This is a genomic window from Streptomyces sp. NPDC097619, from assembly GCF_040302735.1.
In the GTDB taxonomy this organism is placed as follows: domain Bacteria; phylum Actinomycetota; class Actinomycetes; order Streptomycetales; family Streptomycetaceae; genus Streptomyces.
This window is the reverse complement of sequence record NZ_JBEOSD010000183.1, coordinates 1-14,784: the sequence shown is the minus strand read 5'-3', so window position 1 is coordinate 14,784 and position 14,784 is coordinate 1. Positions and strand designations below refer to the sequence as shown.

Genomic DNA, 14,784 nt, shown 5'->3' with positions numbered 1-14,784 from the left:
GGCTCACCCGTTTCGCGTCGCGGAGCGGGCTCAGGCCGCGGCGGCCGGCGCCCCGGACCCGGTGCGGTCGGCCGCGGCCGCCTCCTCCGAGGAGACCGCGCCGTCCCGGCGGCCCGTGCCGCGGGCCAGGGAGTCGGCCGCGAAGGCCCCCGGGCCGGTGAACACGAGCAGCAGGAAGGCCCAGCAGAACATCGCCGAGGACTCGCCGCCGTTCTGCAGCGGCCACAGGGCGTCGCCCTGGTGGCTGACGAAGTAGGCGTAGGCCATCGAGCCGGAGGCCAGGAAGGCCGCGCTGCGGGTGCCCGCGCCGAGCAGCACCAGCGCGCCGCAGACCAGCTGGATCACCGCCGCGTACCAGTACGGCCAGGCCCCGAAGGCCACGGTGCCGCCGCCGTGCGCGCCGCCCAGCACGCCGAACAGGGAAGCGGCGCCGTGGCAGGCGAACAGCAGGCCGGTGACGATCCGGAACAGGCCCAGGGCATAGGGCTGGGCGGCGGACAGACGGTCCGTCATGGGGAACTCCTCTGGGTGTGGGGGAGGTGGGGACGGGGATGTGGTAGTGCGGAGGTGCGGGTCTTTCCGGTGGTGCGGTCAGGAGGGGGAGGGCGGGCCCGGCGGCGGGGAGCGGGGCCGGGCCGGGTGACCGGGCGGCTACCAGGCGGCGGCCACCCGCTCGGCGGTGGTGACGGAGGCGCAGCGGCCGGCGGCGTACTCCAGGGCCATCCGGTGGTCGGCGGCCGAGAAGTCCGCCACGGCGTCGGCCACCAGGAAGGCCTGTACGTCCCGCATCCAGGCGTCGGCGGCGGTCATCAGCACCCCGATGTGCGCGTACACGCCGGTGATGACCAGCTGGTCCCGACCCAGTTCCGCCATCCGCTCGGCGAGCCCGGTGCGCACGTAGGCGCTGTACTTCCGCTTGGTGAGGACCTGATCCGGGGAGGCGGGGGCCACCTGCGCGGGGATGGCCTCGGCCACCGGGTCGGCGGGCAGGCCGGAGCCCCAGAAATCCTGCTGGAGGCCGCGCTCCTCGGGGCTCTGGCCGCCGCGCTGGGCGGTCCACAGCACCGGTACCCCGGCCCGGTCGGCCGCGGCGCGCAGCGCTGCCACCCGGTCGAGGAGGACGGCGACGGTGGGGGAGCCGGGGCCGTAGGCGGACAGGAAGTGGTTCTGGAGGTCGTGCACGAGGAGCACCGAGCGGGACGGATCGGGCTTCCAGTCCACCCGGTTGGTCGGCAGGTCGCGCTCGGTGGGCAGCTCGTACGCGTCGATGCGGGGCAGGGCCATGGGGGTCTTCCGTTCGGTCGGGTCGCGGGGAGGGCGGGGCGGGAGGCGGGGGCGGGGTGTCAGCCCGTGCCGGGGTGGGCGGCCGCGGCGCGGAGGTCCTTCTTGGAGACCTTGCCGACGCCGGTGGTGGGGAAGGCGGCCGTGAACTCGATCCGGTCCGGCACCTTGTAGCCGGCGAGACCGCGGCCCCGCAGGAAGGACTTGAGCGCGGCCGGGCGCAGCGGCTCGGCGCCCTCGCGGAGGATCACGTACGCGCAGGTCCGCTCGCCGAGGTAGGCGTCGGGCTCGGCGACCACGTTCGCGTCGTGGACCGCGGGGTGGGCCAGGAGGTGGTTCTCCACCTCCTCGGCGGCGATCTTCTCACCGCCCCGGTTGATCTGGTCCTTGGCGCGGCCGGTGACCACCAGGTGCCCGCCGGGCAGCTCCCGCACCAGGTCGCCGGTGCGGTAGAAGCCGTCGGCGGTGAAGGACCGGGCGTTGTGGTCGGGGGCCCGCCAGTAGCCGCGGATGGTGTACGGGCCGCGGGTCAGCAGGTGCCCGGGGGTGCCGGGCGGCACCGGGCGGTCCTCGTCGTCCACGACCAGGACCTCGTCGTCGGGGGAGATCGGCCGGCCCTGGGTGCCGTTGACCAGCTCCTCCGGGTCGTCGAGGCGGGTGTAGTTGACGAGGCCCTCCGCCATGCCGAAGACCTGCTGGAGGCGGCAGCCGAGGGCCGGCCCGACCCGGCGGGCGGCCTCCTCGGAGAACTTCGCCCCGCCCACCAGCAGCACGTCCAGGGAGCCGAGGTCGCGGTCGGTGTCCGCGGCGGCGCCGGTCCACAGCAGGGCCAGCGGGGGCACCAGCCCGGTGACGGTCACCCCCTCCGCCTCGATGAGGGGGAAGGCGGTCTCCGGAGCGGGCTGCGGGCACAGCACCACCCGGCCGCCCGCGTACAGGGCGCCCAGCGAACCGGGGGAGGACAGCGGGAAGTTGTGGGCGGCGGGCAGGGCCACCAGGTACACGGAGTCGGCGTCCACCCCGCAGATCTCGTTGGAGGCGCGCACGGAGTACAGGTAGTCGTCGTGGCTGCGCGGGATCAGCTTGGGCACGCCGGTGCTGCCGCCGGACAGCTGGAGGAAGGCCAGGCCCTCCGGGTCGGGCCCGTGCCCGGTGCCGCCGGCGGGCGCGTCCACGGGCACCTCGGCCAGGGCGGTGAAGGGGCCGGGGTCGGGGTCGGCGATGAACACGTGCCGCAGGTCCGGGCAGTCCGCGGTGACGGCGGCGGCCAGCTCGCGGTGGTCGAAACCGGCCAGCCGGCCGGGGCCGACGTAGGCGGTGGCGCCGGTGAAGGAGCAGAAGTACCCGATCTCGGACTGCCGGTGGGCGGGCAGCGCGAACACCGGGACCACCCCGGCCCGGAACAGCGCGAAGACCACCTCGAAGAACTCGGCCGTGTTGGGCAGCTGCACCACCGCCCGGTCCCCGGGCCGCAGCCCGCGGGCGATGAACCCGGCGGCCAACCGGTCCGCGCGCAGGTCCAGTTCGGCGTACGTCCAGGCGCGGCGGCCCCCGTCGGGGCCGCCCGCCGGGTCCACCACGGCCACCCGGTCCGGATGCGCGGCGGCCCGCTCGCGCAGCATCCCGCCGATCGTCTCGCCCCGCCAGTGGCCGGCGGCCCGGTAGCGCTCGGCGAACTCCTGCGGGTAGAGCGGCAGTCCGTCGCCGGGGGTGGGGACGAAGTCCGGTTCGGCGGTCACAGGGCGGCTCCCACGGCGGTCAGGAAGGTACGGAACTTGGCGGCGGTCTCGGCCGCTTCGGCGCGCGGGTCTGAGGCGGGCACCACGCCCGCGCCCGCGTACAGCCGCAGCAGCCCCTCCTCGGCCTCGGCACAGCGCAGGGTCACCACCCATTCGCCGTCGCCCGTCACGTCCTGCCAGCCGACCATGCCGGTGAAGAACCCCCGGTCGAAGGGCTCCAGTTCGGAGATGATCCGGCGGGCGGCGGTCGTGGAGGTGCCGCAGACGGCGGGGGTGGGGTGCAGGGCGAGGGCCACGTCCAGGGCGGTGGTCGCCGGGTCGGCCAGGGTGGCCGTGACCGTGGTGGAGAGGTGCCACATGGCGGCGGTGCGCACCAGCGAGGGCCGGTCGGGCACCTCGATGGAGGCGGCGAAGGGCGCCATGGCCTCGCGGACCTGCGCCACGACCACGGCGTGCTCGTGGAGGTCCTTCGGCGAGTCCAGCAGGGCCGCGGCCCGGCGCACGTCCTCGGCGGTGTCGGCGCTGCGGGGGGCCGAGCCGGCCAGCGGGTTCGCGATCAGCCGGCCGCCGCGGCGGGACACCAGCAGTTCGGGGCTGGCCCCGAGGAGGGTGCGGCCGGGGCCCGTGGGCAGCGCGAAGGTGTAGCCGGCGGGGTCCCGTCGGGCCAAACGGCGCAGCAGCGGAGCCAGTTCCGGGCGGCGGCCGGGGACGGACACCTCCAGGGTGCGGGCCAGCACCACCTTCTCGGCCTCGCCCGCCTCCATCCGGGCCACCGCCCGGGCCACCGCGTCCGCGTAGGCGTCGGCCGTCGGCACCTCGGCCACCTGCCAGTCCAGCTCCTCGGCGGGGTCCGCGGGCAGCATGATCAGCGGGTCGGCGGCCAGCGGCGGGCCGGTGCGCAGCTCCGCGGGCACGGCCAGGGCGGCCGGGGCGGAGCTGTCGAAGGGAATGGCCCCGAGCACCAGCGGCCGTTCGCGGCCGGAGTGCCGGGCCGACTCCAGGGCGGCGCGGACCCGCTCGGGGAGCGGGGTGCCGTCCTCGGGGAGGACCGCGGCCGGTCCCTGGGCCAGCAGGGTGCGGGTGGGGGTGGCCAGGAAGCGGTCGCCGGGCCGGTAGCCGGCGAGCAGGCCGGTGGCGGCGCCGACGGCGGGGTGGTCCGACGGGAGGGCGGTGGGGACGGGGGGAGCGGCGACTGGACGGACCGTCGGCACGGTGACTCCTCGGGGCTGCCGCGCACGATCGGTGCGCGGGTCTCGGCAGGGGGAACGGCGGTGGGAAGCGGGTCGGCCGGACGGCCGGCACCGGTGCGGTGCGCGGGCGGCACGGACCCGGTGGGCCCGACGGGGGCCGGGGACTGCGCGGTTGTGGTGCGGTGTGCTGCTGTGGTGTGACGTGTGCTGGTGTTGCGTGATGTGTGAAAGGGCGGTGTGACGTGTGACAGTGCGACGTGACGTGTCACGCCCGGCGCCTGCGCCGCGTCGGGCGGACCGGTCAGCGCAGGGAGGCGCCCCCGTCCACGTACAGCTGCTGCATCGTGAGGTGGCGGGCCTCGTCGGAGACCAGGAAGGCCACGGCGTCGGCCACGTCCTGCGGGTCGGCGATCCGGCCCAGCGGGATCGCGTTGCGGTACCGGGCCGGGTCCCCCTCCAGGACCCGGGGCGGCAGCTCGTCCCCGTCCCACAGCGATCGCTGCATCGGGGTGTCGGTGGAGCCGGGCGCGACCACGTTGCAGCGGACCCCGCTGCGGGCGTACTCCAGACCCAGGCACTTGGTGAACATGGCCGCGGCCGCCTTCGAGGCCGCGTACCCGGCCATCCCGGCCCGGGGCACGCCCGCCGCGTCCGAGGCCACCGTGACGATGCAGCCCCGGCCGCGCCCGGCCATCGCGGGGGCCAGTTCGCGCGCGGTGTGGAAGACCCCGGAGGCGTTCACGGCGAACAGGCTCGCCCAGTCGGCGTCGTCCAGACCGGCGGCCGGTCCGGTGCGCAGGATCCCGGCCACGTTCACCAGGGTGTCCACCGGGCCGAGTTCCCGGGCCGCCTCGGCGGTCACCGCGCGCACCGCGGCCGGGTCGGCCACGTCCAGTCGGCGGGCCAGGAACCGGCCGTGCGCCGGGAGGCCCGCGTCCGGGGCGGTCAGCCCGGCGGCCAGCTCCTCGACGGCTTCCCCGTCGAGGTCGGTGGCGGCCACCGAGGCGCCGTGGGCGTACAGGGTGCGGGCGACCGCCGCGCCGATGCCGCGACCGGCACCGGTGACGAAGGCGACCCGGCCCGCGAACCGGGGGGCTGCGGCGTGGGACATCTGGTTCCTCCACATCGAGGGCTCCGGAGGGTCCGGAGGGGAAACGGGTCGGGCGGTGTGCGGATCGGAGAGGGCGTGGTCGGGCGGGGTGCCGGGGCCCGCCCCGGGACGGCACCGCCGGGGGACGGTGACGGTGTCCCGGGGCGGGCCCCGGCGGGGGAGGGGTCTCAGCCGGCCTCGGGGGCGGCCGGGGAGACCGGCGTGGCAGGGGTGGCGGCGGGGCGCGCCGCGAGCGCGTCGGCGAGGACCGGCCCGATCTGCGCCAGTGCCGCCGGGGACATCAGCTCGTCGTGGCCCAGGTCCAGGACGTGCTCCTCCAGCCGTCCGTCGAGGAAGGCCGGCCACACGAGGGCCGGTGCCTGCTCGGCGGGGGTGGAGCGGGCCGCCGTGAAGAACAGGGCGTCCCCGCGGTAGTGCCGGCTCCTGCTGCGGGACAGCAGCCGCACGCAGTCCACGTTCACCGACACGATGGCGTCGAGGAGCCGCTCGTCGAATCCGGCGAGGAGGCCGCGGCTGTCGCGGATCGCGGCGATCCGCTCCTCCCGGTCGGCGGGCGCGGTGCCCTCCGGCCCTTCCGCGGCGTCCAACCCGGCCACCGACAGGAGGAAGCCGGACTCCTCCACCTCCAGCCGTTCCCGCCACCGCGGGTCGTCGGCGTAGGACCAGTCCTCCGTCTCCGGCGGGTAGGCGTCGAGCAGCCCGAGGAAGGCCACCTCCTCGCCCGCCTCCTGGAGCAGGGCGGCCAGGGTGTGGGCCACCGTCCCGCCGAAGGAGTAGCCCAGCAGGTGGTACGGGCCCTCCGGCTGCACCGTGCGGATCTCCGCCAGGTACCGTCCGGCCAGCTCCGCCACGTCCGCGCACTCCGGCCGCTCCCCGGACAGCCCCGGCGACTGCACGCCGTACACCGGCCGGTCGGGGTCCAGGTACTTCAGCAGGCCGGCGTACTGCCAGGCGAAGCCGGAAGCGGGGTGGAAGCAGAACAGTGGTGCGGCCGAGCCCCGTTCGCGCAGCGGCAGCAGCACCCGCAGCGCGTCGTCCCGGGCCTCCCCGGCCATCCGGGCCGCGATGTCGGCGACCGTCGGGGCCGACATCACGGCGCCCACCTGGAGCCCCACGCCCAGTTCGGCGCGGATCCGGGCCACGAGCCGCATCGCCAGCAGCGAGTGCCCGCCCAGCGCGAAGAAGTTCTCCTCCACGCCGACCCGCTCCAAGCCCAGCACCTCCGCGAACAGGCCCGCCAGGACCTCCTCGCGGGCGTCCTTCGGCGGCCGGCCGCTGCCGTCACCGAAGTCGGGCTCCGGCAGGGCCGCGCGGTCCGTCTTGCCGTTCACGGTCAGCGGCAGCGCCGACAGTTCCACGAACGCCGAGGGCACCATGTACTCCGGCAGCACGGCCGCCAACCGGTCCCGCAGCCCGCCCGGCACGGCGGTCGACCCGGCCGCCGGCACGGTGTACGCCACCAGCCGCTTCACGCCCGCCGCGGAGGCGTGCACCACCACGGCGGCCGCCGCCACGTCTGGCAGCCCCGCCAGCACCGACTCGATCTCGCCCGGCTCGATGCGGAAACCGCGCACCTTCACCTGGTCGTCGGCCCGGCCCAGGTAGTCCAGGCCGCCGTCGGCCCGCCAGCGCACCAGGTCACCGGTGCGGTAGGCGAGGGTGCCCGGTTCCCCGTACGGATCGGCGACGAATCGTTCCGCCGTGAGGGCCGGCCGCCCCAGGTAGCCGCGGGCCAGACCCGCGCCCGCCAGGTACAGCTCCCCGGGCGTGCCCTCCGGAACCGGCCGCAGCGACCCGTCCAGCACGTACGCACGGGTGTTGAAGATGGGACGGCCCACGCAGGAACCGGAACTGTCCGCCACGTCCGCGCCCAGGGCGTTGATCGTGTACTCCGTCGGCCCGTACAGGTTGTACGCCATCGTGCCCGGCGTCTCCGCCAGCAGCGTCCACAGCGAGTCCGGCACCGCCTCACCGCCCAGCAGCACCAGCGTCGGCCGGTGCCGCCCGGAGTCCAACAGCCCGGCGTCCACCAGCTGCTGCCCGTACGAGGGGGTCACGTTGACCACGTCGATGCCGACCCGGTCGTAGTGCGCGGTCAGCGCCGCCGGGTCCAGCCGCAGCTCCTCCCCGATCACGTGCACCTCGTGCCCGTCGACCAGCCAGAAGAACTCCTCCCACGACATGTCGAAGGCGAAGGACACCGTGTGCGCCACCTTCATGCGGCGCCCGCCGGCCAGCTCCACCGCCGGAGCGAAGATCCGCTCCCGGTGGTTGACCAGCATGTTCGTCAGACCCGCGTAGGGCACCACCACGCCCTTGGGACGGCCGGTGGAACCGGAGGTGTAGATCACGTACGCGGGGTGCCGGCCGTCCCGCGGCTCCGTCAGCTCCGCCTCCGCGAGCGCGGACCCGTCCAGGGCGGCCACCTCCGCCACCGTCTCCGGGGCGTCCAGCACCAGCGCCGGCACCCCGGCGACCTCGGGCACCCGATCCGACACCGCGCCCGTCGTCACCAGGCACAGCGGCCCGGCGTCCTCGACCATCGCGGCCAGCCGGTCCACCGGGTGGTCCAGGTCCAGCGGCAGGTACGCCGCCCCCGTCTTCAGCACCGCGAACAGCGCCACCACGAACTCCGCCGACCGCGGCAGCCCCAGCGCCACCACGCGCTCCGGACCCGCGCCGCGCGCCCGCAACGCCCGCGCCAGCCGGTTCGCCCGTGCCTCCAGCTCGGCGTAGCTCAGCCGCTCCGCACCGAAGACCAGGGCCGTGTCCCCCGGCGTCCGGGCCGCCTGCGCGGAGAACAGGTCCGCGACCGACACCTCCGGCACCTCGTGCCCGGTGTCGTCACCCAGCTCCAGCAGCCCCGCCCGCTCCGCCGTCGACAGCGCGTCCAGCCGACCCACCGGCAGCGAACCGTCCGCCACCAGCGCCCGCAGCAGCACCGCCATCCGGCCCGCCAGCAGCCGGGCCGTCTCCGGCCCGTAGAGGTCCGGCCGGTAGCCCAGCGTCAGCTCCAGGGCCCGGCCCGGGGTCACCGCCAGCGTCAGCGGATAGTGCGTCCCGTCCACGCTGTGCGTCCAACCGATCCCGTGCTCGGCCACGGCCTCCTCACGGGCCGAGTCGTCCAACGGCGTGTTCCGGAACACGTACAGCGTGTCGAAGAGCCGGCCGATGCCGGTCTCCCGCTGGATCCGTCCCAGCCCCGTGTAGTGGTGCGGCAACAGGTCCGCGTGCTCGGCCTGGATCCGCACCAGCAGGTCCCGCACCGGCTCCGCCGGCCGCAGCGCCACCCGGAACGGCAGCGTGTTCATGAACATGCCGATCATCCGGTCCACGCCCGGCAGACCCGCCGGACGCCCCGACACCGTGGCACCGAACACCACGTCGTCCCGGCCGGTGATCCCGGCGAGGGTCATCGCCCACGCCGTGGACAGCACCGTGTTCAACGTGACGCCGGCCCCCCGCGCGAACTCCCGCAGCCGGTCCGACTCCGCCTCGTCCAACGACAGGTCCACGACCTCCGCCGTCACCGGCGGCCGCGAAGGATCGTCCTCCGCCACCAGCGTGCCCTCCTCCAGGCCCGCCAGGTGCCCGCGCCAGGCCCGCACCGCCTCCTCGGTGTCCACCGCCGACAGCCAGCGCAGGTAGTCCCGGTACGGGGTCACCGGCGGCAGCCCCGCCTCCGCGCCCCGCGCCCCGTACAGCCCGAACAGCTCCTCGAAGAAGAGGGATTCCGACCAGCCGTCCGTCAGGATGTGGTGCTGCGTCACGCACAGCACGAACCGGCCCGCCGCCATCCGCAGCAGGGTGATCCGCACCAGCGGCGGCGCCCCCAGGTCGAACCGCTCCGCCGCGTCCGCCAGCGAGAACTCCTTGAGCGCGGCGTCCTGACCGGCCCGGTCCAGGTGCGACCAGTCCAGGACCCGCCAGGGCAGCTCCCACGCCTCGGGCACCACCTGCACCGGATGCGGCAGCCCCTCGTGCCAGAAACCCGACCGCAGGTTCGGGTGCCGGCGCAGCAGCGCGTCGAAGGCCTCCCGCAGGGCCGCCACGTCCACCTCGTGCCGCAGCTCCACGAAGTTCTGCATCAGGTACACGTCCAGCGCCTGGTCGTCCAGGCGGGCGTGGAAGTACAGGCCCTCCTGCAGCGGAGCCAGCGGCAGCACCTCGCCCGCCGAGGGGAAGGCCCCCGTCAGCACGGCGCGCTCCGCCTCCGACAGCTCCACCAGCGGACCCGTCGCCGCCAGGACCCCGGAACCCTCCCCCGAGGCGCCCACGGCCCCGGCCGCCTCGGCCAGCCGGGCCGGGCTCCGCCGCTCGAACACGTCGCGCGGCGACAGCAGCAGCCCCTCCTTGCGGGCCCGCGCCACCAACCGGATCGACACGATGCTGTCGCCGCCCAGCGCGAAGAAATCGTCCCCGGCCCCGACCTCCGTGACCCCCAGGACCTCCGCGAACACGGCGCACAGCGCCTCCTCGCGCGGCCCCCGCGGCGGCCGCGACGCGGCCCGGCCCGACAGCACCGGCGCCGGCAGCGCCTTGCGGTCCAGCTTGCCGTTCACGTTCACCGGCAGCACCGGCAGCACCACCACCGCGGACGGCACCAGGTACTCCGGGAGCCGCCCGGCCAGCACGGCCCGCGCCTCCTCCGGGTCCACCGCACCGGTCACGTAGCCGACCAGCCGCTTCACGCCCGGAGTGTCCTCGCGGACCACCACGGCCGCGGACGCCACCCCGTCGAGGGCGGCCAGCGCCGCCTCCGCCTCCGCGGGCTCCACCCGGTGCCCACGGATCTTCACCTGGTCGTCGGCCCGCCCCAGGAACTCCAGCTCCCCGTCGCTCCGCAGCCGCACCAGGTCGCCGGTTCGGTACATGCGCCCGCCGGCCGGACCGTACGGGTCGGCCAGGAACCGCTCCGCCGTCGCCCCCGGCCGCCGCAGGTAGCCGCGGCACTCGCCCGAGCCCGCCAGGTACAGCTCACCCGGGGTGCCCGCCGGCACCGGACGCAGCGCCGGGTCCAGCACGTACGCCGCGGTGTTGCCGATCGGCCGGCCCACCACCGGCGTCGCCGAGGAGGACAGGTCCGCGGCGAGCGCGTCCACCGTGTACTCGGTCGGGCCGTACAGGTTCACCGACATCACGCCCGGGGTCTCGCGGATCTGCGTCCACAGGGCCTCCGGCACGCCCTCCCCGCCGAGCAGCAGCAGACCGGGCCGGTGCGCGTCGCGCCCCAGCAGCCCGCACTCCACCAGGGCCTGCGCGTGCGTGGGCGTCACGTCCAGCGCGTCGATCCGGTGCTCACGGACGTAGGCCACCGTGAACTCGGCGTCGCGTCGGTCGGTCTCGTCCATGACGTGCAGCTCGTGCCCCATCACCAGCCAGAACAGCTGCTCCCAGGAGGTGTCGAAGGAGAAGGATGCGGTGTGCAGGGCGCGCAGCCGGCGGCCGCCCGCGGCCGCGACCGCCGGACCGAACACGGCCGTCAGGTGGTTGGCGTACAGGGCGGACAGACCGCCGTGGGTGACGACCACGCCCTTGGGCCGACCCGTGGAGCCGGAGGTGTGGATCACGTACGCGGGGTGGCCGGGCAGCGGGGCGCGGCGGGCGGCGGCCGGGGTGCCGGCCGGGGCCGCGGGGCCGTCGATCAGGATCCGCTCGGGACCGTCCGCGCCGGGCTCCGGCAGCAGCGGCAGCGCGGCCCCCGTGGTCAGCAGGCACACCGGGCGGGCGTCGTCGAGCATCAGGCCCAGCCGGTCCGCCGGGTGGTCGAGGTCCAGCGGCAGGTAGGCGGCGCCCGTCTTGAGGACGGCGAGGATCGCCGCGACCGCGTCCGCGGACCGGGGCACGGCCAGCGCCACCACGTCCTCGGGGCCGACGCCCCGCCCGGCCAGCAGGTCCGCGAGGGCGTTCGCGCGGGCGTCGAGCGCGGCGAAGCTCAGGCGTCCCCCGGCGGTGACCACCGCGCAGGCGTCGGGGGTGGCGGCCGCCTGCTCGGCGAACCGGTCGGCGATGGTGCCGCCGGGCACCGCGCGGGTCTCGCCGCGAAGCCCGGGACGCTCGGCCTCCGGCTCCCCGGCGGCCGGCACGCGCAGGGCGCCCACCGGGGTCTCCGGGTCCCCGGCTAGCTGTTCCAGCAGCCCCGCCAGGCGCTCCGCGAGCCGGCCGGCGGTCCGCGGGTCGAAGAGGTCCGGCCGGTACTCCACGGCCAGTTCGGCCTCTTCGGCCAGGTCCACGCCGAGGGTCAGCGGGAAGTGGGTGCCGTCCCGGGCCTCCACACCGGCCACCCGCACCCCGTCGGACAGGGCGGGGCGGGCGGACGGGTCCACCGGGTAGTTCTCGACGACGACGAGGGTGTCGAACAGTTCGGCGCCCCCGGCCTGCTTCTGGATCAGGCGCAGGCCCAGGTGGTGGTGGGCGAGCAGCCCGTTCTGCTCGTCCCGGAAGCGCTTGAGCAGCCCCCCGACGGTGTCCCACGGGCGGGCCGCGAGCCGCACCGGGACGGTGGTGATGAACAGGCCCACCATGGACTCGACGCCGGGGATGTCCTCGGGGCGCCCCGACACGGTCAGTCCGAACACCACGTCCTCGCGGCCGGTCAGCGAACCGACCAGGAGCCCCCACGCCGCCTGGATCAGGGTGCTGGGGGTGGTGCCCAGCCGCCGGGCCGCACCGGTCAGTCGCGCGGTGTCCGCCGCGGACAGCCGCAGCCGGTGCACCCCGGGCCGCACCGGCAGCCGACCGGCGTCGGCCTCCGCGACCAGCGTCGGGCCCTCCAGACCGGTGAGCGCCGCCCGCCAGGCCCGCTCGGCCGCCGGGCCGTCCTGGGCCTTCAACCAGCGCAGGTACTCGCGGTACGGGCGGACCGGGCCGGGCCCGCCGGGACCCCCGTCGGCCTCGTACAGGGCCAGCAGGTCACCGACGAGCAGCGGCATCGACCAGCCGTCCACCAGGATGTGGTGGACCGTCACCACCAGCAGGTGGTCGTCGGGGCCGCGGCGGGCCAGCAGCAGCCGCAGCAGCGGAGGCCGGTGCAGCTCGAAGCGCCGGTTCAGCTCGGACCGCTCCACCCGCCGCACCGCGGAGGGCGAGGGGTCGTCGGACAGGTCCACCCGGTCCAGGGCGAAGGGCACCTGCGCGGGCACGAACTGCACCGGCTGCGGCACCCCCTCGTGCCAGAACCCGGCCCGCAGGTTGGGGTGGCGCACCAGCAGCGCGGCCCCGGCCCGCTCCAGCCGGTCGGCGTCCACCGGACCGGCCAGGGACACCGACACCTGCACCGTGTACACGTCGGGGGCGGCACCGTCGTACAGCGAGTGGAACAGCATGCCCTGCTGCAGGGGGGACAGCGGGAGCATGTCCTCTATTCGAGCCTGGGTCACTGCTGTGCCCTCCACATGTCTTCGAGCATCGAGATCTGGTCCTGGTCGAGATCGACCAGGTCGAGGTCCGAGGGGGTGTACCCCCCGGTGGTGCCGTCCGCCGACCAGGCGGCGAGGGCGTCCACGGCGGCCCGGAAGCCGTCCGCGAGTTCCGTGACGGCCTCCTGCGGGACGGCCTCGCCCGCCCACACGAACGTCGCGCCGAGCTCCGGCCCGTCGGGGCCCTCACCGATCTCGGCGAGCACCTCCAGCGGGTGCGACAGCGGCAGCATCGGGTCGGGCCGGGCCGCCAGGGCGTCGGCCTCCGCCGCCGGACCCCAGTCGGGTTCCGTGGCCGCGGACTGGCGTCCCAGGTAGTTCCACAGCACCTCGGGCCGGGCCGCCGGATCGAACAGGCGGGCCGTGGCCGGGTTCGCGTACCGCAGCAGGCCGGCGCCGACACCGCCGTCCGGGACCTGCCGCAGCAGCTCCTTCACTTCCTTCAGGGCCGCGCCCGCGTCGTCCCGACCGCCCAGGACCCCTTCCGGGTCGTAGGACCGGCAGGTCAGCCGCAGCGGGTGGATCGCCGTGAACCAGCCCACCGTGCGGGTCAGGTCGGCGCCCGGCAGCAGTTCCTGCTCCCGGCCGTGGCCTTCGAGGTCGACGGTGAACCCGTCGCCGAAGGGCAGCCCGTGGCGGGCGGCGAGCCGGCCCAGGGCCAGCGCCAGTGCGGTCAACAGGGCGTCCCCGGTGGTGCCGTGGAAGGCCGAGGGCACCTGCCGCAGCAGCGGCGCGGTCTCCGCGGCGGGGATCCGCAGGGTCAGCCGCCGGGCGGTCGCGACGGTGTCGACCGCCGGGTCGAGGGCGCGGGCGGCCAGCAGCGGCAGCCCGGGCGCCGAGGCGTCCAGCCAGTGGTCCAGCTCGGCGGTCCGCCGCGGGTGCTGGGCCTCCGCGAGGAGGTGGGTGGTCCAGCTCCGCAGGGAGGTCGGCACCGGCTCCAGGGCCGGTGTCCGGCCCTCGGCCGTCGCTTCGTGGGCGGCCTTCAGGTCCGGCAGCAGGATCTGCCAGGACACCTCGTCCACCGCCAGGTGGTGGGCGGCCAGGAGCAGCAGGCCGGAGGCGTCCGGGCCGCGGTCCAGGTGCACGGCGCGGAACACGTTCCCGGTCTCCGGGTCCAGCAGGCGGGAGACCCGGCCGGATTCCCGGGCGAGCACCTCCCGCAGCTCCGTCTCCGACAGCCCGGCCGTGTCCACCCGGTCCAGGACGGACGCCACGGCGGGCTCGCCGACCGGCCGGACCTCGGCGCTCCACACCCCGGGTCGGGGCACGGACAGCGTCAGCCGCAGCGCGTCGTGGTGGTCGAGGACGGCCCGCAGGGCCCGGGCCAGCGGCTCGGGCCGCACCCCGGCGGGCAGCCGCACCAGGCGGGCCTGCCCGAAGGAGGCGTACGGTCCGCCGCGGGCCGCCAGCCACTGGGCGACGGGGGGCAGCGGCAGCGGTCCGGGGCCGCCGTCCGGGACGCGGGCCGCGGGGGTGCCCGCGTCCTCGCGGCGGACGGTGACCACGGCCGCCAGCCCGGCCGGGGTGGGGTGCTGGAACACCTGCCGCGCCGACACGGTCAGCCCCGCCTTGCGGGCCAGGCCGACCAGCCGGATCGACAGGATGCTGTCTCCGCCGAGTTCGAAGAAGTTGTCCTCCGGGCCCACCGCGGGCAGTCCCAGCAGTCCGGCGATGAGTCCGGCCAGCACCTCGGCCGGCTCCCCGGTCGTCGCGGCGACGGCGACCGCCGGGGTCTCCGTCGCGGCGGGGGCCGCGGTCACCGGGGCGGCGGGCGCGGGCAGGGCCTTGCGGTCCAGCTTGCCGTTGGCCGACAGCGGCAGCGCGGCCAGCGTCACGAAGGCCGAGGGCACCATGTACTCCGGCAGCCGTGAGGCCGCCAGCGCCCGCAGCTCCGCCACGTCCACCTCCGCCCCTTCCACGGGCACGACGTAGGCGACGAGCCGCCGCACTCCCGGGGTGTCTTCGCGGAGTTGGACGGTGGTGTGGGTGAGGTGGGGGTGGGTGGTGAGGGTGGTTTCGATTTCTGCGGGTTCGATGCGGAGGCC

7 protein-coding genes are annotated in these 14,784 nt (G+C 75.9%); all 7 read right to left on the bottom strand.

Going from position 1 to position 14,784, the window contains the following annotated elements; all coding sequences use genetic code 11:
• Nucleotides 1-30: 30 nt before the first annotated feature.
• Nucleotides 31-513 carry a DoxX family protein gene (locus tag ABTZ17_RS32205; RefSeq protein ID WP_352199327.1) on the bottom strand — a complete coding sequence of 161 codons (483 nt, stop codon included), beginning with the start codon at nt 511-513 and terminating at the stop codon, nt 31-33.
• A gap of 138 nt (nt 514-651) precedes the next feature.
• Complete coding sequence (locus tag ABTZ17_RS32200) at nt 652-1,284, bottom strand: isochorismatase family protein (RefSeq protein ID WP_352199326.1); 633 nt, start codon at nt 1,282-1,284, stop codon at nt 652-654.
• A 59-nt stretch (nt 1,285-1,343) separates the two neighbouring features.
• Nucleotides 1,344-3,020 (bottom strand): (2,3-dihydroxybenzoyl)adenylate synthase, encoded by a 1,677-nt coding sequence (locus ABTZ17_RS32195; RefSeq protein ID WP_352199325.1) that lies wholly within the window; start codon nt 3,018-3,020, stop codon nt 1,344-1,346.
• Nucleotides 3,017-4,231 carry an isochorismate synthase gene (locus ABTZ17_RS32190; RefSeq protein WP_352199324.1) on the bottom strand — a complete coding sequence of 405 codons (1,215 nt, stop codon included), beginning with the start codon at nt 4,229-4,231 and terminating at the stop codon, nt 3,017-3,019. Before ABTZ17_RS32190 ends, ABTZ17_RS32195 begins: the two co-directional genes overlap by 4 nt.
• Nucleotides 4,232-4,511: 280 nt before the next feature.
• Nucleotides 4,512-5,321 (bottom strand): 2,3-dihydro-2,3-dihydroxybenzoate dehydrogenase, encoded by an 810-nt coding sequence (locus tag ABTZ17_RS32185; protein WP_352199323.1) that lies wholly within the window; start codon nt 5,319-5,321, stop codon nt 4,512-4,514.
• Between the two features lie 167 nt (nt 5,322-5,488).
• Nucleotides 5,489-12,676: a non-ribosomal peptide synthetase gene (locus ABTZ17_RS32180; RefSeq protein WP_352199322.1), complete on the bottom strand. Its 7,188-nt coding sequence runs from the start codon at nt 12,674-12,676 to the stop codon at nt 5,489-5,491.
• A 20-nt stretch (nt 12,677-12,696) separates the two neighbouring features.
• Nucleotides 12,697-14,784 (bottom strand): condensation domain-containing protein (locus tag ABTZ17_RS32175; RefSeq protein ID WP_352199321.1); only part of this gene is annotated, 2,088 nt, incomplete at its 5' end.

What these genes read in the sequence shown, in the direction of transcription:
- ABTZ17_RS32200 (WP_352199326.1), bottom strand. Translation starts at nt 1,284, where the DNA reads ATGGCCCTGCCCCGCATCGACGCGTACGAGCTGCCCACCGAGCGCGAC.
- ABTZ17_RS32205 (WP_352199327.1), bottom strand. Translation starts at nt 513, where the DNA reads ATGACGGACCGTCTGTCCGCCGCCCAGCCCTATGCCCTGGGCCTGTTC.
- ABTZ17_RS32180 (WP_352199322.1), bottom strand. Translation starts at nt 12,676, where the DNA reads ATGCTCCCGCTGTCCCCCCTGCAGCAGGGCATGCTGTTCCACTCGCTG.
- ABTZ17_RS32185 (WP_352199323.1), bottom strand. Translation starts at nt 5,321, where the DNA reads ATGTCCCACGCCGCAGCCCCCCGGTTCGCGGGCCGGGTCGCCTTCGTC.